The organism is Clostridium sp. cel8, assembly GCF_014050525.1.
Taxonomy (GTDB): domain Bacteria; phylum Bacillota; class Clostridia; order Clostridiales; family Clostridiaceae; genus Clostridium_B.
Genome location: NZ_JACGAG010000002.1, coordinates 312,373 through 337,243, shown reverse-complemented (window position 1 = coordinate 337,243; position 24,871 = coordinate 312,373). Strand labels below are relative to the sequence as shown.

The following is a 24,871-nucleotide window of genomic DNA, read 5'->3' as shown; positions in this document are numbered from 1 at the left end:
TATTATAATATAAATTTTATTTATTTGGGACATTTTCATCTTTCTTATACTAGGACATTATCATCTTTCAATCATAAGTTATTAATTTGGAAAACTAATTAGATTGACAATATATGAAATGTGTGATATAATACATATAATTTATATAATCCGTTGACAGGGAATAGTAGCTATATTATTTAGTTTAAGAGAGTTTAGGATGGTGGGATCTAAATACGATAATATATAGTGAATGGGCCCTAGAGGAGTAAAACGAAATCCTATGGAGAGTAGTAGTTACCGTTAGCCATACGTTATAATGGATAAAGCATGTTAGTGCTTGAAATTAAGAGATGCTTATATAGCATAACTTAGGTGGTACCGCGGATAATCCGTCCTATTCTTTAGGACGGTTTTTTTGATTTTAAAATTTATTTTATTTAATGTAAGAAATATGTAGGTGGTGTTGTTATGTTATGAAATAATGATAAGTTTTATTTATATAGAATGAAATATATTTGGAATAATGATTATATTTTTAATTTAAAGAAAATTATGATTTTAAGGAGTGTATTAATATGAACTTAAAGAAAATGGTTATAAATTCTATATTACTTGCTATAGGTGCAATATTGCATCAAGTAATTCCACCACTTTTGTTTGGTATGAAACCAGATCTGTCCCTTGCAATGTTATTTATAATACTTATATTCAATAGAGATTATAAGACATGCCTTGCATCAGGTATAGTGGCAGGAGTTTTAGCTGGATTGACTAGTGGTTTTCCAGGTGGACAATTTGCAAATATAATAGATAAGTTTATAACTGTAAATGTAATGTTTTTTGCTTTAAAGCCATTTAGAGATAGGGTAAATGATCAGATAAAGATTATTCTTCTTACAGCTATTGGAACAGTAGTAAGTGGGACTGCATTCCTTACAGTAATTTTAGTTACAGTTGGACTTAGTGGGAATTTTGGTGTTCTTTTTGTATCTATAGTACTTCCTGCAGCTCTTGTAAATACTATAGTTGGAGTATTTATATTTAACATAATAAATGCAGCCATTAAGAGAGGGGCAATAAAAGAAGCTTAAAACAATAAAAAACTTTCCATTTACTTTTAGTGGAAAGTTTTTTTATTGCTCAATTTCAATAATGAAATTATTAACTCATTTTCAATTAATTTTATAGTTTATAAATTGCGAAACAGCATAAACTTTAATTGCACAATCAATAAAACTTAAATTTCAAACTCGTTAAATATTAAGGAGGAATTGATTATGTCAAGATCAAGAAATAAAGTTTTGGTTCCACAAGCAAAAGAAGGACTTGAAAAGTTTAAGACAGAGGCAGCAAGAGAAGTTGGAGTAACATTGAAAAATGGTTACAATGGAGATATAACAGCAAGAGAAGCAGGATCTGTTGGTGGACAGATGGTAAAAAAGATGATAGAAGCATATGAGAATAATTTAAAGTAGTGAAATAAAAAAGCTGAATGGCTTATATGCCTTCAGCTTTTTACAATTATGAATAAGATGAAAGGATAGATATTTATGCCTGAAAAATATTGGCCTGAAACAGTAGTGCTCTGGGGTGCAGGTGCTACTAAATATCTTGGAATATATACAACTAAGGAATTATCGGAGTTAATTTTGAAGATAACATTAGGAGATTTTTCATTTCTAAATGGAAAAAATAAGAAAATATCAGATTCTTTCAAAAAATTAGTTACAATTGACCTCCTTGAAGATAAAAATATATCTGAGGTATATGATTTTAAGGCATTGTCTACTATAATACGGATAAATCCCAAATTTAATATAAATGAACTATTTACAATGTTAGATCAACTTATAGAAAACAATAGAGGATTTAATGCTTTCTTTAATAATAAAAAGGAATTTATAAGAGTTGAGAGAATCAAAGGTGCAAAAAGATGCCTTATATTATTAATTGAAGAACTGGAAAGAATTAGTATACAAAATAAGCCTGGTTGTTTTGATGAAAATAAAATTAAACCCTATTATGAACTCTCAGACATATTATCACAGCTTATGGTAGAGGAGGCGAGAGAATTTGATAAAAGAGGATATAAAAGGGATACAAGAAAATTTTATATGTATTCATATGCTCTAGTATCTTTTAATTGGGATCCAGTATTTTCATGGAATATATATAATGCACATAGAAAGCAGAATCAGAAACATATAAAACTAAGGGATAATTTTACGTTAAACTTATCTACAGATTTTGGAATTCAAATAGCTTCAAGGGATGATAGAGATTCTGAAATATACTACACTGCAAATGAGTCACATTGTAGGGAAGTAAATAATTCCAGATACTCTTCTAAAGTATTGCGAATAGGTAAAGTGTTATTTCCTCATGGAATGTTTGGTTGTAGAATTTGTCCTGAATGTGGTAAGTCAATAGCTGATTTTTCACAAAATGGGAATTTATTTTCTACACAATGCTTTGGACCCTCAATTTTAAATGAACTTCAAATTGGCTGGAAATACAGCACAGATAAAGAGAAAAAATATAGAAATGGAGCTATAGAATGTCCATATTGCGGACAAATAACATATCCTTATGATATGCCTCTTATAATGCAGACTTCTTTGAGAAATGAGAGCATATTTCCACTTTATAATATTAAGACGGAATTAGGCTTGCTTTTAAAGAATGCTAAGCATATAGTGTTTGCAGGTTACAGCCTTCCAACAGATGATATAATTGTAAAGACATTTTTTATGTCATCTGTGGCCGGAAGTGATAGAAATAAACTAAAATGCACTATTATAAATCATGATGAAAAATATTTAAATAGTGACAAGTGGATTTCTGGAGAAAAAATAGTTGATTATCTAAAGGAAAATAAAGGTACATCTACTTCTAGGTGTATAAGAAGTATATGTGATATATTCAATATTAAGAATACTAGAGTATCTTTAAAAGGAATACCAGGTGTATTTATTAAAAATGGAAAATTAAGTAGAGAAAGTGTATTAGATGTTCTATATCCAAAAGAGTATTTTAAGGAGGGGTTTCCTATAAATAGGTAGTATTTACTCTTAATTTTTTAACTAATTTTATCTATATATTGAAAATATAAAAGTATATGATAAAATTAAATTGTCGGTATTTAATAAACTGAACTAATTTATAAAAAAGGAGGATTTCGAGTTATATCCCTTTGGGAATAACAGCGAAAAAAAGTGTTATGGAAAGAGAAATAAAATCTTGGTCAAAGCTCAGTGTGAGGCAGTTGGCTGTAATTGGGATGCTATCTGCAATTTCTATTGTTCTTGGTATTACTGGATTGGGATTTATACCAATTCCACCTGTAAAAGCTACTATAATGCATATACCTGTTATAATAGGATCTATTTTGGAGGGCCCTGTAGTTGGATTGTTTGTTGGACTTATATTTGGAATTTTTAGTATAGTCCAAGCTATAACAACACCTACACCAGTTTCTTTTGTGTTTATGAACCCAATAGTATCAGTACTTCCCAGAGTATTTATAGGAATAGTATCATATTATGTCTATTCTGCAGTAAAGGTAAATAATAAATTTATAAAGATTGCAGCAGGAGCACTTGTAGGATCGCTTACAAATACTATTGGAGTTTTAGGAGCAATTTTTATTATATACTTAGCTCCTTATGCAAAGGCTTTAAATATAAGTGTAGCTACTGCAAAAAAAGGAATAATTACAGTTGGAATAATAAATGGAATTCCTGAGGCAATTTTATCCATAATTATTACATCAGCTGTAGTAAGTGCTATTATGAAAATGAGGTCTAAGTAAAATATATGAAAAATAGTCCTAAGTTAAATCTTAGGACTTTTAATTTAGTCAGGAGGATTTATTTATATATGAAAGAAATCTGTTTTAATAGTATAGAAGGAATTAAAATTGGAAATGCCCAGAGCATAGAAGGTCAAACAGGATGTACTGTAGTAATTTGTGAAGATGGTGCTGTAGCAGGAGTTGATGTTAGAGGAGGATCACCTGGAACAAGAGAAACTGATCTTTTGAATCCAGTTAATCTTGTAGATAAAATTCATGCCGTTATGCTTTCAGGTGGAAGTGCATTTGGACTTGATGCAGCAAGTGGTGCTATGCAATATCTTGAGGAGAGAGGTAAAGGATTTGATGTTGGTGTAACTAAGGTTCCAATAGTGTGTAGTGCAGTACTCTTCGATTTGAAGATAGGAAATTTTAAGATAAGACCTGATAAGGCAATGGGATATGAGGCATGTAAAAATTCAGAACTCAATATATGCAAAAGTGGTAATATAGGAGCTGGAACTGGAGCAACAGTTGGTAAGATATTAGGAGTAGAACATTCTATGAAGGGAGGACTTGGGATTTCTGCAGTTCAGGTAGGCGATTTAAAAGTTGGTGCCGCAGTTGCGGTAAACTGTCTTGGAGATGTTGTAGATCCTGAGAATGGAGAAATAATAGCGGGAGCATTGAAAGATGATGGAAAGTCATTTGTAGATACGGAAAGGATAATGCTAGATAGATATGACGAGAAGAAAAATCTATTTAGTGGAAATACAACTATAGGAGTTGTTGTAACTAATGGAAAATTTACAAAATCTGAAATGAATAAAATTGCATCTATGGCTCATGATGGATATGGAAGAACTATGAGTCCTGCCCATTCTATGTTTGATGGTGATACTATATTTACTATGTCAACAGGAAGGGTAGAAGCTGATATGAGTGTTGTTGGAGCTCTTTCTGCTAGAGTTGTAGAAAAGTCTATTATTACTGCAATAAAGAGCGCAGATTCCGTTTTAGGATATAAGTCATATAAAGAAATTCAAAAGATTATTTAATAAGTTTTTGTTATCCAATATCCATTACTATAAGTCTTATGTATATTGGATAACAAATATAAATATATTATATATTTAATTTTTTTATTATATCTTTTAAAGTATCTGCTGAATGAATAAGTGAATTTTTTTCATCTTCGTTTAGAGGAATTTCAATAGTTTTCTTTATTCCAGATGAACCTATTACAGATGGTATACCCATGTATACACCGTCAATGCCGTATTCACCAGTAAAAAGTGATGAAATTGTGAGTATTGAATTTTCATCTCTAAGTATTGCCTCCACAATTCTTCTTACTGCTAAAGCAACAGCATAATAAGTAGATCCTTTTTTATCTATTACTTTATAAGCGGCACTTCTTACTTCATCTAGTATTTCATCTTGATATTTTTTATCACATCTTTTATTCATTAATTTGCAATACTGATCAAGAGGTACACCTCCAATAGTAGTTGAACTCCAAGTTGCTATTTCTGAATCACCATGTTCGCCCATTATATAGCTGTGAATATTTCTTGAATCCACATTGAAGTTTTCATTTAAAATATATCTTAGTCTTGAAGTATCAAGTACAGTTCCAGAACCTATTACCATATTAGGTTTTAATCCTGATAGTTTATAAGTTATATAAGTTAATATATCCACAGGATTTGATACTACTAGTATTATTGAATTTGAATTGTATTTTACAATTTCAGGTATAATAGATTTAAATATTGAATAATTTTTGCTTATTAAATCTAATCTTGATTCTCCTGGTTTTTGACCTACACCAGCAGTTACTATAACTATATTTGAATCATAGGTGTCCTTATATTCTCCCTGTCTTATGTATACAGGCTTAACAAAAGATGCACCATGAGATAAGTCCATAGCTTCTCCCAAAGCTTTATCTTTGTTTATGTCCACAATTACTATTTCTGATGCAAGACCTGAATTCATAATGGAAAAGGCAATAGTGGATCCTACAAAACCTGCACCTATTATAGATATTTTTACACCTTTATTATTCATAAAAATACACCTCCACATGTATATTGTACTTATTTTAATTTGATTATACATTAAAGAATAATTATTATCAATTGATAAACGTTTACGAATTATATATAATTATTAATTACTTAAAAGTTATTTATTTACAAGGTGTATAATGTATAATAATATATAAAAAATGTTTATCAATTATTCTAACTGATGAAACTATTTTAAGTATACCATTTGTGGTAAAATAAGATAATAAAAATCAATTTGCTATTTATTATAAAGGAGTGGATGTAATGGAGGATAATAATATAATTTCTATGAATGAAATTATAAATGAAATAGATTCTTCAATAAAAAATATTAAGGTTGGAGAAGTTGTTACAGGAAAAATAATAGCTGTTACAAGTGAAGAACTAATTGTGAATATTGGCTATGTAACTGATGGAATAGTAAAAAGGCAAGAAATAAACATAGATTCTAATTTGAATTTAGAAGATTGTTTTAAAGTAGGTGAAGAAATAAATGTATATATAGAAAAGATAGAAGACGAAGATGGAAATGTAGCTTTATCTAAGGTTAAAGCAGATGAAATACTTGCATGGAACAAGCTAAACAGTGCTTTGAAAAATGATGATACTGTAAAGGTTGTAGTGGATAAGGTTGTAAAGGGTGGACTTATTTGCAATATAGGGGGTATTCAAGCTTTTATGCCAGCATCTCAAGTATCTGTAAAATATGTGGATGACTTAAGTGGATTTGTTGGTAAAGTTTTAAACACAAAAATAATAGAACTTGATAAAAGAAGAAATAGAGTGGTTATATCTAGAAGAGAAGTTGAGCAAATTGAGATTGAAAATAAGAAAAATGATATACTTAATAGTATAGAACCAGGACAAAAGGTAAAGGGAAAGGTTGATAGGATAACTAAATTTGGAGCTTTTGTGGACTTAGGAGGAATTGATGGGCTTATACATATATCTGAACTTTCTTGGGAAAGAGTAAAAGATCCTCATGATGTAGTTTCTGTAGGAGATGAACTTGAAGTATATGTTTTAAATGTTGATAGAGAAAAGTCCAAAATTTCACTGTCATTAAAAGATGTAGATGATGATCCATGGAATAAGGTTGAAGAAAAATATAAGATAGGTGATAATATAAGGGGAAAGATAGTAAAATTTATAAATATAGGCGCTTTTGTAGAAATTGAAGCTGGAATTGAAGGATTTGTTCATATTTCTGAAATGTCATATGAACATATTGCAAAACCTGAAGATATAGTTAATTTAGGAGATTTTGTAGATGTTAAAATATTAAATATAGATATGGAGTCTAAAAGGATATCTCTAAGTATGAAAGATGCATCAGAAGGTAGAAAAAATAACTATGAGGAATATCTAGATAATAGTGAAGGGTTTTCACTTGGTGAAATTTTAAAAGACAAATTTAAAAATCTAAATTAAAGATAAATAGATCTTTGATTTTTATATTTAAATTATTAATTATGGTTGGTGTAGTTATGGAATATGAATTCTCAAAAATTATTGAATCAGATAAAATTAGATCACTTATAAAAAGTTTTTATGAATTAACTGGAATAACATGCCTGATCCAATATAATGGAAGACTTTTAAATATGTTATCTTTAGATAATGATACTATTAGTTTAAGGTTTGACAATTATGATAGAGATATAGTTAATCAAATCAAAAGAGGAAGCATATGTGGAATTTATAAAAGTAAAAGCGGGCTATTATATATGGGAATACCTTTATATGTAAAAAATAAAGTGGAAGTTATTATATTTACTACTCCTGTATTTTATAAAAAGCCTGATATAGAGTGTTTGAAAGTTGAAACATCAACACTAAAATATAGAAGATATGAAGTTTCAGATATTTTAAAGAGTGTACCTGTGTATTCTTCTGAATATATTCAGAAGATAGTAGATCTTTTATGCAATATGTTTTCGGTAATTCAGGTGTTATTTAATGATAATATAAACTGGTTAAACAAAAATATTGAATTACAAAAAAGAGAGAAAGACTTTAAAGATAAGTATGAAAGTATAAGGAAAAAAGCATATTATGATGAACTTACAAATTTACCAAATTGGAATTATTTAAAAGATGAAATTCAGAAAAAAATAGATAGAGATTACTATAATAGATTTGTATTATTTCATATAGATTTAAATAACTTCAAAAATATTAATGATATATTTGGATATAAATATGGAGATAAGTTATTGAAGAAGATAGGAAATGCTATAAAAAAGATATATGAAAATAAAGGAATTGTTTCTAGAAAACATGGAAATGAATTTATGATTTTAAAACCTTACACTAATTTAAAAAATCTTAATATAGATGCTAAAGAGCTTATGGATACTATAAGTGGAATATGGAAATTGGGAGAAAATGAAGTGCTTATATCAGTAAGTATGGGAGTAAGCGTTTATCCTGATGATGGAACAAATATAGTTGAAATTATGAGAAATGCAGATATAGCTTTAAACAAGGCAAAATCAAGTGGTAAAAATTCATATAAGTTTTTTGATAAATCTATGTATGATGATATATTGAGAAAAAGTGAAATGGAGAAGGAAATTAGAAAGGCTTTAAAGTATAATGAGTTTATATTGTACTATCAACCTCAAGTTGATATAGAAACTAATGAGATGGTGAGTTTTGAGGCACTTATAAGATGGAATAGCTCTAAGTTTGGTTGGGTTATGCCAGGAGAGTTTATAAGCTTAGCAGAAGAAACTGGGCTTATTGTGTCAATAGGTGAGTGGGTATTTAAAGAGGCTTGTATCCAAAGTACTATTTGGAAGAAAAAAGGATATAAATTTGATTTTATATCAGTGAATGTTTCTACTGTGCAACTTAAAGAAAGTGGATTTATTGATATGGTAAAGAGAATACTGTTAGAAACTAATGTAGATCCGAAAACAATTGAAGTTGAAATCACTGAAAGTGTTGTTATAGAATCCCTTAAGAAAAATTGTAAGATAATTAATGAATTAAAAAAAATGGGTATTAGGGTAGCATTGGATGACTTTGGAAGTGGATATTCTTCTTTAAATTATTTAAAAAGTATACCTATAAACACTATTAAAATTGATAAAACATTTATAGATGGTATTTGCAAATATGATTATGAAAATATAATAACAGGTGAGATAATAAATCTTGCACATAGAATGAATCTTGATGTTATAGCTGAGGGAGTAGAGGAGGAAGATCAGGTTAATTTTCTTAGAACAAAAAGTTGCAATAAGATTCAGGGATATTATTTTGGTAAACCAATGCCTTCAGAAAATATTGATAATATGCTAAGAAATAAAATAAATATATAGATGTAAATTAAAATTGAATTAAATCCCCATAGAAAAATTATTAGATTTTAAAATTATATCTATGGGGGTTAATTATAATTAAAAAAAGTATTGACTTTATTTAAATTATAGGGTAAAATAAATAAATGTGTTATACGTTAAGTTTTTTACTGGGGTGTAGCCAAGTGGTAAGGCAGTGGACTTTGACTCCATCATTCGTAGGTTCAAATCCTGCCATCCCAGCCAAGATGGTTCACTAGCTCAGTTGGTAGAGCACATGACTTTTAATCATGTTGCCCGGGGTTCGATTCCCCGGTGAGCCACCATAGTTTTAAGTTTATTAAAATCTATTGTTTATATGTAAGGTTATATGCAGGTGTGGCGGAATTGGCAGACGCACTAGACTTAGGATCTAGCGCCTATGGCGTGGGGGTTCGACTCCCTTCACCTGCACCATTATAACATATCAGTTTTGTCTTTGTATGGTGATATAGAATTGGATTCAAATCTAATTCTTGTTTATTATTTTCTCAATTAATCCATAAAATTATATACATAAAATTAATTAATATTTTGAAATTAAAAAGTTTGCATGTAATTTTTAATTATATGCAGTATTTTTTTAATTCTCTATTGAAAGGAGAGAATAAACTTATGAGTTTAGATAAGATGTTTTTTCATAAATTTTTAAGTAAATTGTTTTCAGATCCAGTAAAAGTAAAGTATTGGGATGGAAGTGAAGAAACATTTGGAGAAGGTAAAGAAAAATTTGAAATCATATTTAATAGAAAAATATCTAAAAAAGATATATTGCGTGATCCTTTTATGACTTTTGGAGAAGCTTATATGGATAAAACATTGGATTTTAAGGGAAATATTAGAGAGATACTTGAATCCATATATAAAAATAAGGAAAGTTTTTTAAATAATGCTGGAGCATTCTCGAAATTGTATAAAGTAATTCCAAACAACATAAAAAAGAGTAAGGAAAATGCACAATATCACTATGATTTGGGAAATGATTTTTATAGTTTGTGGCTTGATAAGACTATGACTTATTCATGTGCATATTTTAAAAACGAAAATGATTCTCTCTATCAAGCACAGCTTAATAAGATTCAGTATATATTAAAGAAATTGAATTTAAAAAAAGGTCAAAGACTTCTTGATATAGGATGTGGCTGGGGTGAACTCATAATATCGGCAGCAAAACAATATGGTGTTAATGCACTGGGAATAACTTTAAGTAAAGAACAATACAATAAAGTAAAGCAGAGAATAAAGGATAATAATTTGGAGGATAAAGTTGAAGTTAGGCTTCAAGATTATAGGGAATTAGTAGGTAAAGTAGATAAATTTGATAGAATAGTAAGTGTGGGTATGATTGAGCATTTAGGAAGAAATAAATTAAGCGTATATATGGAATCAGTTAAATCAATGCTAGTTCAAGGAGGAGTAGCATTACTCCATTGCATCACTGGGCAAAAGGAAACTGAAGCTAATCAATGGATAAAGACATATATATTTCCAGGCGGATATATACCTTCAGTAAGAGAACTTGTAAGTTTAATGCCAGATAATGATTTGCATCTTATTGATCTTGAAAGTTTGAGGCTCCATTACTATATGACACTAAAATGTTGGGCAGAAAACTTTGAAAATGTCATAGATGAAGTTAAAAAGACAAAGGGTGAAAGGTTTGCAAGAATGTGGGATTTATACTTAAATGCTTGTTCAGCGTCTTTTCACTATGGAGTAGTAGATATACATCAATTTTTAGTTACAAAGGGATTGAATAATGACATTCCTATGACAAGAGAATATTTATATAGATAGCAAAGAAGTGGCTATAGTATTAGCAAAAAATATGCTAATGTTACAGCCACTTCTTTGCTTATTTCCTAAAAGTTATTAATTAAATCATTTATAATTTTCATGAAGAGGCTATAAAAATATTGATTTCAAGAAAAAATCAAAATAAGTTTTGTTAGATTATGTAGAAATAACTAATGCTTTTATAAAAAGTCACTAGTTATTTCTATTTTTTTATTTTAAAAGTGGTTTAAACCAATATTGTTATTTTAAGTGGGCATAACAAAAGGATTATAACGTGTGTTTATATATGTATGCCATATTTAACAAAGATGAAGATTAATTTAAAAATAAAATTTGTATTTATGAATTAACATTAGTATGATAATATATAAACTGGTTTAACGTTAATTTAGATGTAATAAAAATATAAATGGAGAAACTATTCCAATTTGGAGGCGGTATTATGAGTATAAGAGCAGCTATTTTTGATATGGATGGAGTTATAATTGACAGTGAACCTGATCATTTAGAAATTAACAAGAGAATGTTTAAAGAATTGAATATAAATATAAGTGATGAAGAAATGAGAAACTTTGTAGGAGCTACAACTATGAGTCTATGGAATAAGATATTAAATAAGTACAATTTGCCATATTCACTTGATGAACTCGTTAGTATAGATAAAAATTTATATATAGAAAAATTGAGAAAAGATGTGGATAAAAAGCCTATAGATGGAGTGGCAGATCTCATAAAACAATTGCATGATAAAAATTTAAAAATGGCAGTTGCATCATCTTCACCTATGAATGTAATAAAAATCATAACTTCAAAATTTAACTTAAAGTCCTATTTCCATAATTTAATTACTGGAGATGAAGTAAAAAGAAGTAAACCAGCACCGGATATATTTCTAAAAGCAGCAGATACTTTAAATGTTTCACCTAAGGAATGTATTGTTATTGAAGATTCTAAAAATGGAGTAACAGCAGCTAAAGATGCAGGAATGTATTGCATAGGATTTAGAAATTTAAATTCAGGCAATCAAGACCTCTCAAGAGCGGACGTAGTAGTTGATCATTTTAATGAAGTTATTCCTTTACTTGAGGAAAAATTGAATATTTAAAAATGTTTATATTATAGGAGATAATCTTATGAATAAAAAAAAGGTAGTTGTAATATGTGTACTAATAGTATTTCTATGTACAACAGTAGGTGTTTGGTTATATTTCTATAATAGAGGTGAAATGCATAATAGCTTGAAAAGTTCTAGCTCAAATGTTGAGCAAAATAGATCAAAAAAAGTATCTAATAATTCAAGAAAAGAAATAGATAACAAAAATGAAAACAAAAATATATCTAATTTAAATAGTACTAATACTAGTAAAGATAATACTAGTATTAATACTAATAAAGGTATTACTAAAGATCAAGCTGTTGAACTGGTGAATAAATATGCACAAAAAGGTGATAAAAATGCCAAGTGTATATTTGATCATGAACAGATGAAAGATAATAGAAAATACTATGTAATACATGTTTTTGATGAAATGGAAGATCATATAGCTACTACAGGTTGGTATTATGTAGATATATTAAATGGGAATGTGTATGAATATGATATTGCAAACAACAAGCTTATTTTAATAGAATAACAGCTGTACATATAAGGCAGCTGTTATTCAGCATATTCTATTTACTTTGATATTCTAAAATGGTACTCTGGAGTTTTATCTGTAATTTGCATAAATTTGTACCCTTTTGATTTGTAATAATCAATTATTTTAGGGAGTGCTTTGCAGGTATTTTGATTGTTTCCACTACAGTGGGCAAGGAAAAATACTCTATTTGGATTTATGCATTTTGCTGTACCTTCAGCATATAATTTATTTACAGGTGTGTTGTGGTCCAATCCGTCTGAAAGGCAAATATTCCAATCAAATATTTTATATCCTAAAGAGTGAAGCTCATTATAAAGACTTCTATCCATATGGCCATTGCTTCCAGATGGAAATCTTAATATTTTTTGTGATTTTCCTATAACCTTATTTATAGAGTTTTCATTTTGTTTTATTTCATTTATAAATGATTCTGAATTTTTGTATATTTTTTTATAGTCATGAGAAAAAGTATGCAATCCTATGCTGTGGCCTTCATCTTTTATTCTTTTAATTATACGCTCTCTTCCATCTATTTTATATCCTATGAGAAAAAAAGTAGCTTTTACATTTTTATCTTTTAAAATGTCTAGTATTTTATCTGTGACTTCTTCACTAGGACCATCGTCGAATGTTAGATAAATTAATTTTTGATATGTACCGTCTTTTCCCATAGAATATACTTTTGAAGGAAGGAAAAGTATTGACAATATAAATAAAATTATTAAAAAATAGCAAGTAAAATTTTTGTGTTTCATAATCTATAATCTCCTTGTGTAAAAGTTTATGTATAATTTAGTATTTGCATATACTACTTTTTTATTAGATATTTTGTAAAAGATTCACTTAAAGTGAAATATATTTTGTTATGACAATGTAATTGTGATATTATATGTATTATTGATTAGTTTAAATGCAGTTTAATATTTATATGTAAACAGAATGAATATATGAGGAGTGAATAATTTTGGAAGTTTACTTTGATAATAGTGCCACTACTAAGCCATATGATCAAGTTATAGAAGTAATGAAGGATAATATGGAAAATTATTATGGCAATCCCTCTTCTGCCTATTCACTTGGGATAAAATCTGAAAATAAGATGAATGAATGTAGAGATATAATAGCCTCTACTATAAATTGTAGTAGAGATGAAATAATATTTACATCTGGTGGAAGTGAGAGTAATAATTTTTTAATAAGAGGATTTTTAAAGCCAGGAAATGGCGTTATAACTACTAAAATAGAACATCCAAGTATTTTAAATACTTGTAAATATCTTGAATCCATAGGAGTGAAAGTTACTTATTTAAATGTAGATGAAAAAGGGAAAATAGATATAGATGAATTATTGGATCATATAGATAAGGATACTGTAGTTGTGAGTATAATGCATACCAATAATGAAACTGGAGCTTTGCAAGATATAGAAAACATAGGGAAAGCAATAAAGAAAAAAAGCAGCAGAGTAAAGTTTCATGTAGATGCTGTACAGGCATATGGAAAATATAAAATAGATGTTAAAAAGTGTAATATAGATATGCTTTCTGTAAGTGGACATAAGATACATGGACCTAGAGGTATTGGATTTGCATATTTAAAAAAGGGACTGCATCCAAGACCACTTATATATGGAGGCGGTCAAGAGAGAAATTTTAGATCAGGAACTGAAAATTTAGCTGGTATTTGTGGTTTGGCAGAAGCGTCAAAAATTATATATAAAAATTATGAAAATAACTTTAATAAAGTTTGTGAATTAAAAAATTATTTTATTCAAAGATTAAAAGATATTCCTAATGTAAAAATAAATAGTATAGGAGAAATTTATTCTCCTTATGTTTTGAGTGTATCATTTTTAGGTGTAAAAGGAGAAGTTCTTTTACATATGCTTGAAGATAAAAATATATTTGTGTCTACAGGATCTGCTTGTTCTGCAAAAAATAATGAATATAGTCATGTGTTAAAGGCTATTGGGTTAAAAAATGATGAAATAAGGGGAACTATTAGATTTAGTTTTAGCGAGTTTAATACAAAAGAAGAAGTAGACTATACAATAGATGTGTTGAACAAATCTTTAAAATTTTTAAGGAGAATTAAGATATGAGAAAATTATTGCTAGTTAAGTATTCACCAGAAATTTTTCTAAAGGGACTTAACAAGAGAAAATTTGAAAAGAAACTTATTGACAATATAAAAAAAGTAATGGGTGAAATAGAATATTCATTTATAAAAGATGAGGGACGATGGTTTATAGAATGCAGTAACATAGAAGAAGCAATAAAGAGATTAAAGAAAGTATTTGGTATATCTGAAATATGCATAGCTTATGAAATCAGTCCTGATATGGAAAGTATACAAAAGCAAGCACTTTTAAGTGCAAATAATAATTCTGGCAGTACTTTCAAAGTTGTAACAAAGAGAGCTGATAAAAAATTTCCTTTGAACTCTATGGAAGTAAGCAAGGAAGTAGGAGCATACATATTAAAAAACAGTTCTAAATTATCTGTAGATGTAAAAAATCCTGACTTTTTTGTAAATGTTGAAATAAGAGATAATGCATATGTATATTCGGAAAGAATAAAAGCAGAAGGTGGAATGCCTTATGGAACTAATGGAAGTACAATGCTTATGCTATCAGGAGGAATAGATTCTCCAGTAGCAGGATATATGATGGCTAGGAGAGGGGTAACTCTTAGTTGTGTATATTTCCACAGCCATCCATATACTAGTGAGAGAGCTAAACAAAAGGTAAAGGATCTTGCAAATGTGCTAAAAGGATATACAGGAAGTATAAGGCTATATGTAGTTCCATTTACAGAGATACAGATGGATATTATTGAAAAGTGTAGAGAAGATGAACTTACTATAATAATGAGAAGATTTATGATGAGAATTGCTTGTACTCTTGCGGAAAAGTATGGTATAGATTCAGTAACTACTGGGGAGAGTATAGGCCAAGTTGCAAGTCAGACAATGGATGGACTTATAGTAAGCAGTGATGTTAGTGATAGACCAATTTTTAGACCGCTTATTGCTATGGATAAAGTTGATATAATGGATCAGGCAAGGAAAATAGGTACCTATGATATATCAATACTTCCTTATGAGGATTGTTGTACTATATTTGTTCCTAAGCATCCAAAGACGAAACCTAGATTAAATGAAATAATAAAATCAGAAAGTGTACTTGATATTGATAAGCTTGTAAAAAAAGCCATAGAGGATATGGAGTATTTTGATTAATTTTATAATTTATATAAAAAGAAATGGAATAGATGGATGAGTCTATTCCATTTTGCTAAAAGAAACAAAACGATATATAAGGGGGGTATGTGAATAATTAGGATATAAGATTTAGCTTATTTCTGTAATAACAAGTAGTACTATCAAATAATATTTATTATTTGATAGTACATATTATAATATATATACTTTTATAAATCAATACAATTGTAAAAAATTGTATTTATAGTTAAAGTGAAGAATTTATAGTGTCTAGTAATATATTAAGACCTGATCTTAATTCTTCTTTTGAAATAATAAGAGGAGGTAAGAGTCTAATTACATTTGGTCCTGCAGTTAAAACAAGAACTCCATTTTTTAAAGTTTCTTTTTGAACTTTAGATGCACTGTCAGAATTTATTTCTATTCCCACCATAAGACCTATTCCTCGTATATCAGTTATATTTTTAGAGTTAGCTTTTTTAAAGAAATCTTTGATAAATAATCCTTTTTCGGCTACTTCATCCAAAAATCCTGGACTTGTCAAGGTATCTATTACGCAATTTGCAGCAGCAGTACTTACTAAATTACCTCCAAAAGTTGAACCGTGGTCACCAGGTACAAAAGTATCTTCTAGCTTTTTTGAACACAGTACAGCACCTATTGGAAGCCCACCTGCAAGACCTTTTGCAGTTGATACTATGTCAGGTTCTACATTGTAGTTTTTATAGCCAAATAGCTTTCCAGTTCTTCCCATACCACACTGAACTTCATCAAATATTATAAGTATGTCATTTTTTTTGGCTATTTTAAATACTTCATCTACAAAATCCTGTGGAAGTGGGTTTACACCACCTTCTCCTTGGATTGCCTCCATCATTATGGCACATACAGATGAATCTAAATTTTCTTTTAAAGAATTTATATCTACGTCACTGTACTTGAAGCCCTGCGGGAATGGACCAAAATATTTATGAAACTTTTTCTGACCTGTAGCTTTTAAAGTAGTTAATGTTCTTCCGTGAAAGCTCTTTTTAAGAGTTATTATTGTACCTCTACCTTCTCCATATTTTAAGTAACTATATTTTCTAGCAAGTTTTATAGCACATTCATTTGCTTCTGCTCCTGAATTCGCAAAGAAAACTTTACTCATTCCGGCAGCTTCTGTCAATTTTTTAGCTAGTGTAAGTGAGGGAATATTTAAGAATATATTTGAAGTATGTGCTAGCTTTTTTACTTGGTCTGTAACAGCCTTAACCCAGTTTTTATTATTGTAACCAAGACATGAAACACCAATTCCTGAGGTTAAGTCAAGATATTCTTTTTCCTCCGTATCATACAATTTGCAACCTTCTCCGTGAGTAAAAACTATAGGAAGTTGTCCATATGTGTTCATAAGATAATCTTTTGCGTAAGATAAATAATTCATTTAAAATTCCTCCTTATATACTATATTTAATAAATCATAGTGCCTATGCCTTGTTTTGAAAATAATTCAATAAGAAGACAGTGTGGAATTCTGCCGTCAAGTATATGGGCACGTGTTACACCAGATTTTATTGCTTCTACGCAACAATTTAGTTTAGGTATCATACCGCCTTTTATAATATTACTTTCATAAAGCTTTTTTATGTCATCAAGATGAAGTTTTGATATTAAAGTTGAAGTATCATTTACATCTTTCATTACTCCAGGAACATCAGTTAAAAGTATCAATTTTTCTGCTTTTAAGGCAGCAGCAATTTTAAATGCACAGGTATCTGCATTTATGTTATAAGTTTCAGAATTATAACCTAATGCAATGCTGCTTATTACAGGTATATATCCATTATTTATAGAATTTTCAATTATTTCAGTATTTATTTCTGTAATCTCCCCTACATGGCCTAAATTTTCTTTAGAAGAGATTTTTTTAGCTCTTATCATAGCACCATCTACACCACAGAGTCCTATAGCCTTTCCATTAAAATTTTGTATTAGTTTTACTAGATCTTTGTTTACTTTTCCGCATAGAACCATCTGTACTATATCCATAGTTTCATCATCTGTATATCTTAATCCGTTTATGAATTTACTTTCTTTATTTATTTTTTTTAAATATGATGAAATGAAAGGTCCCCCACCGTGCACAACAACTAAATTTATACCTACACATTTCATGAGTATAAGATCATTTATAACTTGCTCTTTCAATTTTTCATTTATCATGGCATTTCCACCATATTTAACGACGAAAGTTTTTCCTCTATGTTTTTGTATATAAGGAAGTGACTCTATAAGTACATTTGCTATTTCACTATGATCCAAAATTATATGCCTCCTTTAAGTTAAACCTTATTTCTATCTATGATCTATAGCTACCATTTATCCTTACATAATCATAGGTTAAATCACAGCCCCAACAGGAGACAATGTGTGAACCAGAATTCATGTCAACAACTATTAAAATTTCATCTTCAGACAATATGTCCTTTGCCATGCTTTCAGAAAAATTTAAGGGATACCCATTTTCAAATACATCTATGCTTCCTTTTGAACTGCAAATAGATAATTTAAGCTTATTTATATCAAAATCAACACCTGCATAGCCTAATGCATCTAAAATTCTACCCCAATTTGCATCACAACCAAACATTGCCGTTTTTACTAGGCTAGAACATATTACAGATTTTGCAAGTCTTTCTGCATCCTTTTCCTTTGGTGCGTTTACAACTTTGCACTCTACTAATTTTGTAGCACCTTCTCCATCTTTTGCCATGAGCTTTGCAAGATGTATTGTTAGTGCCTTAAGTGCATTTAAAAATACTTCGTAATCTTCATTTTCATCTTCTATAGCAGGATTTCCTGCCATTTTGTTTGCCATTATAATTGCCATGTCATTAGTTGAGGTATCTCTATCTACAGATATTCTGTTAAAGCTAACTTTTACAGCTTCTTTTAAAGCTTTCTTCAAAAGGCTTTGGGATATGTTAGCATCAGTAGTTATAAATGCAAGCATAGTTGCCATATTTGGATGTATCATACCAGAACCTTTTGTCATGGCTCCTATAGTTACAGTTTTATCATGTAATTTGAAACTTAAAGATGCTGTTTTTAAAACTGTGTCTGTAGTCATTATTGCACGAGATGCATCTTTGTATTTATCTTTTCCAAGTGAGTTAACAAGATTTGGAATTGAATTTTTTATTGTATCAATGTCTAGTTGAACACCAATAACTCCAGTAGATGCAACTAATACATTGTCACTTTCTAAGTTTAGTAAATTACCACAGCTTTTACACATATCTTCTGCATTGTCTATACCAGTTTTACCAGTGCATGTATTTGCATTTCCGCTATTTATTATTACTGCTTGTGCTATTGGATTTTTTAAATGCTCCTTTGTTACAATGACAGGTGCTCCTTTTACTTTATTTTGAGTATATACTGCTGCACAATTACACATTTTTTCAGAATAAATTAGAGCTAAATCTTTTTTATTTCCATGTTTAAGACCTGTACTTACTCCTGAAGCCTTAAATCCATTAGGCGAAGTAACGCCTCCTTCTACAATTTGAAAATTCATATGAAATTATCCTCCCTAAATTATGATATTAAAATATAGATGGTATACTATTGAGTCCTTCTTTTTCATCAAATCCTAAAGCTATATTCATGTTTTGTATGCCCTGTCCTGCAGCTCCTTTTACCATGTTATCTATACAGGATATTAGTATCAGTTTATTGGTTTCTTCATCGTAATGAAGAGAAATATGACAGTAGTTTGAAAGTCTAACGTTGTTTATTTTAGAAGTTTCACCAATAGGAAGCACTTTTACAAATGGTTCATCTTTGTAAAATTTGCTGTAGTTTTCGTAAATAGTGTCTATATTTGCTCTATTTTTAGGTGTAGTGTATATTGTAGATAAAATTCCTCGATTTATTGGTAATAGATGAGGAGTAAATGTAAGCTTCACATCTTTTTTTGAAACAGAGGATAGAACTTCTTCTATTTCAGGAGTATGTCTATGATGTGCTATTTTATAAGCACTTAGGCTTTCATTACAATTTGTAAAAAGGGAAGGCTCACTAAGGCCTCTACCTCGTCCTGTTACTCCTGATTTTGAATCTGCAATTATTTCGGTTTCTTCGATTGCATTTTGTGATATAAGTGGAAGTAATGCAAGTTCTATTGAAGTAGCAAAGCAACCGGGATTACCTATAAGTTTTGAATTCTTTATCTTAGATCTATTCAATTCAGGTAATCCATATACGGATTTATGATGTAAATCAGGTATACTGAAGTCTTTACCATACCATTTTTTATAAGTAAGATTATTTTTAAATCTGAAATCAGCTCCCATATCTATACATAACTTGTTTTTATTTAATATCTTTTCTGCTATTTTTTCACTTAATCCATTTGGAAGTGCTAAAAAAATAACATCACATTTTGAAATTACACTATCTTCATCTTCAAATATTAATTCATTTAAATTATAAAAATTTGGATATATATCTGAAAGTTTTTTCCCTTTATAAGTAACAGATGATATGGAAGATACAACTACGCTATTGTGATTTGATAGAAGACGTATGAGCTCTGCACCTACATATCCACTACCACCTATTATTCCAACTTTTATCGTTTTAATTACCTCCTTTTGTAAAATAACATTAAATATTTTTCCACATATATAATAGTTATTATTATAAAACTTTATGAATAATTATGCAATAATATTTATAAAAAAACAAAAGATAATATAATTTTAGTAAAAGAATTAGAATGGATTGCATAACTATACATATAATATTTTAGTGAAATTAATTTTAAAAATTATTTGAAATATTTTTAATAATGTAACTTATCTATAAAATGTTGTATATTGGAAGTGATTTTGTATATAATTGTTTTGCAGAGAATTAAGTTTTATACAATGTATTGGTTGGGGGAATTGTTTTGTTGGATTTGAATTTGAAAAATATGAGTCAGAAAGAAAAATATAAAAATCTTTTAGATACTTTAGAATCAATTGTAAAAAATGAAAGTAATTTGATTACAAATTTGTCAAATGCATCAGCGGTCTTGAATTTTTTTATAGATAAAATAAATTGGTGTGGATTTTATCTTGTAAAAGACGATGAACTGATCCTTGGGCCTTTTCAGGGAATGCCTGCTTGCACAAAAATTAAAATGGGAAAAGGTGTTTGTGGAAAGGCAGCTAAAGAAAAATCCACTGTTATTGTAGATAATGTACATGAATTTGAAGGACACATTGCCTGTGATTCTGCTTCCAATTCAGAAATTGTTGTTCCTATAATAAAAGATAAAAAACTATACGGGGTAATAGATATAGATAGTCCTTATATAGGAAGATTCACAGACCTTGATAAATTGTATTTGGAAAAGTGCAGTAATATATTGAGCACTTATTTAAACTGGGAAAATTAAAACTTTTATGATAGGAGATAGTGATGAACAAGAAAGATTTATCTGATTTGAAAAAAGAATTTAAAATTGATAGTTATGCACTTCCAATAAAGGAAGTATATAGTGTTTATCTTAAAAAGGACAATGCAGAAATTATAACAAGAGAGTTAGTTCCATTTGAAATGATGGATGTTGAAACAAGAGAACTTTATTTAAATAACTTTAAGAAAGTTCTTACAGGATCAATAGATTCCAAGATATTTGAATTAGATTTTGCAAAAAAAGAAGTGGAAGATTTCAATACAAATAGTGAAAATATAAATAATAGAACGCAAGGAATTCTTTATTCTGCATTAAAAAATAAAGAGAGCATACCTGATTTTGCAGATAAGATAGTAGATAAAATTTCAAAGAATTTTAATTATGATACAGACATTGTAATTAATTTTATAAAAGCAGAATATTATAAGGGAAATAAAAAGAAATCATCTGAAACAGGAGAGATTGAGGATTATGTACAGGATATAGAATTTATACTGTGTAGCATAAATAAAGTGGATATTCCTAAAAAGGTGCTGAAATTTGATTATTCTGAAATGAAATTTAAGGCAAATTCAGTTTTAGATGTGACTATAAATCTAAACTCTCCACTTGATGGATTTGTATTTCCAAGCTTTAGTTCTGAATATGTAGATGTAAATAAACTAATATACTATTCACATAAGGCAAAACAGCTAAATCAAGTATTTGTAGAGGATGTACTTGAATGTTCAATAAAACCAACAGCAGTAGAGGAAAAGGAGAACTTTAATTTAATAATACAAAGTGCCGTGGAAAATAAGATAAAGCCCAAGGTTATGCAAGATATATATGAGAACATAAATGAGAAAATTCAAGAAAGCGAAGATGATGAAGAACCTAAAATAGATATAAAAGAAGTAACAAACATATTAGAAGAGAGCGGAATAGAAAACAGAGAAGCTGTAAAAAATGCATTTGAAGAGATTTGTGGAGAAAATTATGAGTTTAAGGCAAAGAATATAGTTCCTGATTTTGAAAAAAGATCAATAAAAATAGAAAATGACAATATAAATATTACAATAACTCCTGGACACTTAAATAATGTAAAGCAAGTAAGAGATAGAGAAGGAAGAAAATGTCTTCTAATAGTGTTAAATGAGGATGTAACTTTAGATGGACTCAATATTGAAACTGAAAATTATTAGATAAATCAAAAATAAAAACATTTTAGTGTATTTTTTGTGATTAATATTGTTGATTATCTTTTAAATAAATAGTAAAATGTAAATAGAATAATTCTGAGTATTTAAGTCTGATATAATTTTAAAGAGGACTTAATTTTTTTGATATTAAACAAGAGTTAAACACTCGGATATAAAGGAGAGATATAATGGAAAGCAAGCTGTTAAAAATAAATGATCTTAAAACAAGAGTTGGAGAAACTGAAATACTAAAGGGTTTGAATCTTGAAATTGGAAAAGGAGAAGTTCACGCAATAATGGGACCAAATGGAGCAGGAAAATCAACCCTTGTAAATACTATAATGGGTCATCCAAAGTATTCAATATCAAGTGGAGATATACTATTTGAAGGAAAATCCATAAATGAAATGAAAGTCGATGAGAGGGCAAGACTTGGAATATTTATGTCTTTTCAATATCCAGAAGAGATTCAGGGAATAACAGTAGAAAATTTTTTGCGTACTGCAAAATCAGCTATTACGGGAAAAAAGATTGGAATACTTAAATTTAGAAGACAACTTAAAGAAAAATTAAATTTATTAAAAATAGATGAAAGCTATTCAAAAAGGTATCTCAATGTGGGATTTTCAGGAGGAGAAAAGAAAAAAAATGAAATTCTTCAAATGGCTGTACTTGAGCCTAAACTTGCAATGTTAGATGAAACTGACTCAGGACTTGATGTAGATGCAGTTAGAATAGTTTCAGAGGGAGTAAGTAAACTTAGAACAGAAGAGAATTCAGTTCTTATAATTACTCATCATAGTAGCATTTTGGAGTATTTAAAACCTGATTATGTGCACATACTTGTAAATGGGAAAATAGTAAAAACTGGCGATGCATCACTTGCTGAGGAGATAGAAAAAAATGGATATGATGCATTTAAAGCATTAGCTTAGTAGAGTTCTTGAAAAAGAGAGGTGTTTTTATTGGAAAATGATAAGACTTATATAGATGATATACAGAGAAAAATTCTTGATATGAAAAATGAAGAAAAGTACAGTTATAAAACGGATAGTGGACTTACAAAAGATATAATAGAAAAGATATCAGATGAGAAGAATGATCCAGATTGGATGAGAGAATTTAGGCTTAGATCCCTTGAAATATACAATAGTATGCCAATGCCATCTTGGGGAGCTGATTTAAGTGGACTCGATATGGATAATATAGTTACCTATGTAAGACCTGAAACAAATGATGTTAAGCATGATTGGAATGATGTACCTGATGATATAAAACAGACATTTGATATGCTTGGAATTCCAAAGGCGGAGCATGAATCACTTGCAGGAGTTGGAGCACAGTACGATTCAGAAGTTGTTTACCACAATGTAAGTGATGAACTCAAAAAACAGGGCGTTATATATATGGATATGGAAACTGCAATAAGGGAATATGAGGATATTGTAAAGCCTCACTTTATGAAGCTTGTTCCTGCAAGTGATCATAAATTTGCTGCACTTCATGGAGCAGTTTGGTCAGGAGGATCCTTTGTATATGTCCCTGAAGGAGTTCAAGTAGATATACCAATTCAATCATACTTTAGATTTAATGCACCAGGTGCTGGTCAATTTGAGCACACACTTATAATCGTTGAAAAAGGAGCAAAAATCCATTATATAGAAGGTTGTTCAGCTCCTAAGTACTATGTAAATAACCTTCATGCAGGATGTGTTGAATGTTATATAGGGGAAGATGCCTCTTTAAAGTACAGTACAATAGAGAATTGGTCTAGAAATATGTATAATTTGAATACAAAAAGAGCTGTTGTAGAGAAAAACGGACGTATAGAATGGGTAACAGGTTCTTTTGGCTCAAAAGTTTCAATGCTATATCCTATGAGCATATTAAAAGGTGAAGGAGCAAAATGTGAATTTACAGGTATAACTTTTGCAGGAGAAGGCCAATTTTTAGATACAGGTTCAAAAGTAGTTCATGCAGCTCCAAACACTACATCCACTGTAAATTCAAAATCAATATCAAAAAGTGGAGGAGTTTCAATTTATAGAGGACTACTTAGCTCTACAAGAAATGCGGAAAATTCAAAAGCTAGTGTATCTTGTGAATCCCTTATGCTTGACAGTGAATCAAGATCAGATACAATACCTGTTGTAAGTGTGGCAAATAACAATGTAGATATAGGACACGAAGCTAAAATAGGAAGAATAAGTGACGATGCTATTTTTTATCTCATGAGCAGAGGACTTACAGAAGAAGAAGCAAGGGGAATGATAGTTACAGGATTCGTTGAGCCTGTGGCAAAGGAGCTTCCACTTGAGTATGCAGTAGAGATGAATAATCTGATCAAGTTAGAATTAAAGGGAACAATAGGATAAGGAGGTA

The 24,871-nt window shown here is 29.3% G+C and carries 22 protein-coding genes, 3 tRNA genes and 1 other annotated feature; of the genes, 19 read left to right on the top strand and 6 right to left on the bottom strand.

What is annotated here, in order from left to right:
- Nucleotides 1–144: 144 nt before the first annotated feature.
- Nucleotides 145–382 (top strand) — a binding site (T-box leader).
- A 169-nt stretch (nucleotides 383–551) separates the two neighbouring features.
- The 5 genes from H2684_RS03710 to H2684_RS03690 all read left to right on the top strand — a co-directional run bounded on the left by H2684_RS03710 (nucleotide 552) and on the right by H2684_RS03690 (nucleotide 4,833).
- Entirely contained in the window at nucleotides 552–1,073 is a 522-nt protein-coding gene (locus H2684_RS03710) for a tryptophan transporter (protein WP_182088059.1), read from the top strand.
- Between the two features lie 186 nt (nucleotides 1,074–1,259).
- Entirely contained in the window at nucleotides 1,260–1,457 is a 198-nt protein-coding gene (locus H2684_RS03705) for an alpha/beta-type small acid-soluble spore protein (RefSeq protein WP_182088039.1), read from the top strand.
- Nucleotides 1,458–1,532: 75 nt separating this feature from the next.
- Nucleotides 1,533–3,044 carry a hypothetical protein gene (locus H2684_RS03700; protein ID WP_182088038.1) on the top strand — a complete coding sequence of 504 codons (1,512 nt, stop codon included), beginning with the start codon at nucleotides 1,533–1,535 and terminating at the stop codon, nucleotides 3,042–3,044.
- A gap of 158 nt (nucleotides 3,045–3,202) precedes the next feature.
- Nucleotides 3,203–3,793, top strand: a complete 591-nt coding sequence (locus tag H2684_RS03695; RefSeq protein ID WP_182088037.1) for an ECF transporter S component — start codon at nucleotides 3,203–3,205, stop codon at nucleotides 3,791–3,793.
- Nucleotides 3,794–3,861: 68 nt separating this feature from the next.
- Nucleotides 3,862–4,833 carry a P1 family peptidase gene (locus H2684_RS03690; protein WP_182088036.1) on the top strand — a complete coding sequence of 324 codons (972 nt, stop codon included), beginning with the start codon at nucleotides 3,862–3,864 and terminating at the stop codon, nucleotides 4,831–4,833.
- Between the two features lie 67 nt (nucleotides 4,834–4,900).
- Here H2684_RS03690 and H2684_RS03685 read toward each other — a convergent pair whose 3' ends face one another.
- Nucleotides 4,901–5,848, bottom strand: a complete 948-nt coding sequence (locus tag H2684_RS03685; protein WP_182088035.1) for an L-lactate dehydrogenase — start codon at nucleotides 5,846–5,848, stop codon at nucleotides 4,901–4,903.
- 266 nt (nucleotides 5,849–6,114) lie between these two features.
- Between H2684_RS03685 and rpsA the strand changes: the two genes are divergently transcribed.
- From rpsA to H2684_RS03645, 8 genes are all read left to right on the top strand, one after another.
- Entirely contained in the window at nucleotides 6,115–7,281 is a 1,167-nt protein-coding gene (rpsA, locus tag H2684_RS03680; protein WP_182088034.1) for a 30S ribosomal protein S1, read from the top strand.
- Nucleotides 7,282–7,337: 56 nt separating this feature from the next.
- Nucleotides 7,338–9,179: an EAL domain-containing protein gene (locus H2684_RS03675; RefSeq protein ID WP_182088033.1), complete on the top strand. Its 1,842-nt coding sequence runs from the start codon at nucleotides 7,338–7,340 to the stop codon at nucleotides 9,177–9,179.
- A gap of 150 nt (nucleotides 9,180–9,329) precedes the next feature.
- A tRNA-Gln gene (locus tag H2684_RS03670) sits at nucleotides 9,330–9,404 on the top strand.
- Nucleotides 9,405–9,408: 4 nt separating this feature from the next.
- Nucleotides 9,409–9,484, top strand: a tRNA-Lys gene (locus H2684_RS03665).
- 46 nt (nucleotides 9,485–9,530) lie between these two features.
- Nucleotides 9,531–9,614: transfer RNA gene (locus tag H2684_RS03660), tRNA-Leu, on the top strand.
- Between the two features lie 198 nt (nucleotides 9,615–9,812).
- Nucleotides 9,813–10,994 carry a cyclopropane-fatty-acyl-phospholipid synthase family protein gene (locus H2684_RS03655; protein ID WP_182088032.1) on the top strand — a complete coding sequence of 394 codons (1,182 nt, stop codon included), beginning with the start codon at nucleotides 9,813–9,815 and terminating at the stop codon, nucleotides 10,992–10,994.
- Between the two features lie 442 nt (nucleotides 10,995–11,436).
- The gene (locus tag H2684_RS03650) at nucleotides 11,437–12,099 is read left to right on the top strand and encodes an HAD family phosphatase (RefSeq protein ID WP_182088031.1); all 663 of its coding nucleotides are present in this window, start codon (nucleotides 11,437–11,439) and stop codon (nucleotides 12,097–12,099) included.
- A gap of 28 nt (nucleotides 12,100–12,127) precedes the next feature.
- Nucleotides 12,128–12,628 (top strand): hypothetical protein, encoded by a 501-nt coding sequence (locus H2684_RS03645; RefSeq protein WP_182088030.1) that lies wholly within the window; start codon nucleotides 12,128–12,130, stop codon nucleotides 12,626–12,628.
- 41 nt (nucleotides 12,629–12,669) lie between these two features.
- Here the strand turns inward: H2684_RS03645 and H2684_RS03640 are convergent, their stop codons facing one another.
- Complete coding sequence (locus H2684_RS03640) at nucleotides 12,670–13,389, bottom strand: polysaccharide deacetylase family protein (RefSeq protein WP_182088029.1); 720 nt, start codon at nucleotides 13,387–13,389, stop codon at nucleotides 12,670–12,672.
- A 209-nt stretch (nucleotides 13,390–13,598) separates the two neighbouring features.
- On the opposite strand from H2684_RS03640, the gene H2684_RS03635 reads away from it, so the two are divergent.
- Both H2684_RS03635 and thiI read left to right on the top strand, forming a co-directional pair.
- A complete protein-coding gene (locus H2684_RS03635) occupies nucleotides 13,599–14,735 on the top strand; it encodes a cysteine desulfurase family protein (RefSeq protein ID WP_182088028.1) in 1,137 nt (378 codons plus the stop codon).
- On the top strand, nucleotides 14,732–15,874 hold the full coding sequence (gene thiI / locus H2684_RS03630) for a tRNA uracil 4-sulfurtransferase ThiI (protein WP_182088027.1): 1,143 nt from the start codon (nucleotides 14,732–14,734) through the stop codon (nucleotides 15,872–15,874). Before H2684_RS03635 ends, thiI begins: the two co-directional genes overlap by 4 nt.
- Before the next feature lie 229 nt (nucleotides 15,875–16,103).
- Here the strand turns inward: thiI and H2684_RS03625 are convergent, their stop codons facing one another.
- The 4 genes from H2684_RS03625 to argC are packed head-to-tail and all read right to left on the bottom strand — an operon-like array spanning nucleotide 16,104 to nucleotide 20,478.
- Nucleotides 16,104–17,282 (bottom strand): aspartate aminotransferase family protein, encoded by a 1,179-nt coding sequence (locus tag H2684_RS03625; protein ID WP_182088026.1) that lies wholly within the window; start codon nucleotides 17,280–17,282, stop codon nucleotides 16,104–16,106.
- A 26-nt stretch (nucleotides 17,283–17,308) separates the two neighbouring features.
- Nucleotides 17,309–18,160, bottom strand: coding sequence for an acetylglutamate kinase (argB, locus tag H2684_RS03620; protein WP_182088025.1), 852 nt, complete (start codon nucleotides 18,158–18,160; stop codon nucleotides 17,309–17,311).
- 37 nt (nucleotides 18,161–18,197) lie between these two features.
- A complete protein-coding gene (gene argJ / locus H2684_RS03615; RefSeq protein WP_182088024.1) occupies nucleotides 18,198–19,418 on the bottom strand; it encodes a bifunctional glutamate N-acetyltransferase/amino-acid acetyltransferase ArgJ in 1,221 nt (406 codons plus the stop codon).
- A 28-nt stretch (nucleotides 19,419–19,446) separates the two neighbouring features.
- Nucleotides 19,447–20,478 carry an N-acetyl-gamma-glutamyl-phosphate reductase gene (gene argC, locus H2684_RS03610; protein ID WP_182088058.1) on the bottom strand — a complete coding sequence of 344 codons (1,032 nt, stop codon included), beginning with the start codon at nucleotides 20,476–20,478 and terminating at the stop codon, nucleotides 19,447–19,449.
- 311 nt (nucleotides 20,479–20,789) lie between these two features.
- Between argC and H2684_RS03605 the strand changes: the two genes are divergently transcribed.
- The 4 genes from H2684_RS03605 to sufB all read left to right on the top strand — a co-directional run bounded on the left by H2684_RS03605 (nucleotide 20,790) and on the right by sufB (nucleotide 24,864).
- A complete protein-coding gene (locus H2684_RS03605; protein WP_182088057.1) occupies nucleotides 20,790–21,287 on the top strand; it encodes a GAF domain-containing protein in 498 nt (165 codons plus the stop codon).
- A 23-nt stretch (nucleotides 21,288–21,310) separates the two neighbouring features.
- On the top strand, nucleotides 21,311–22,492 hold the full coding sequence (locus H2684_RS03600; RefSeq protein ID WP_182088023.1) for a DUF4317 family protein: 1,182 nt from the start codon (nucleotides 21,311–21,313) through the stop codon (nucleotides 22,490–22,492).
- 185 nt (nucleotides 22,493–22,677) lie between these two features.
- Nucleotides 22,678–23,424 carry a Fe-S cluster assembly ATPase SufC gene (gene sufC / locus H2684_RS03595; protein ID WP_182088022.1) on the top strand — a complete coding sequence of 249 codons (747 nt, stop codon included), beginning with the start codon at nucleotides 22,678–22,680 and terminating at the stop codon, nucleotides 23,422–23,424.
- A gap of 30 nt (nucleotides 23,425–23,454) precedes the next feature.
- A complete protein-coding gene (gene sufB, locus H2684_RS03590) occupies nucleotides 23,455–24,864 on the top strand; it encodes a Fe-S cluster assembly protein SufB (RefSeq protein WP_279286869.1) in 1,410 nt (469 codons plus the stop codon).
- Nucleotides 24,865–24,871 lie beyond the last annotated feature (7 nt).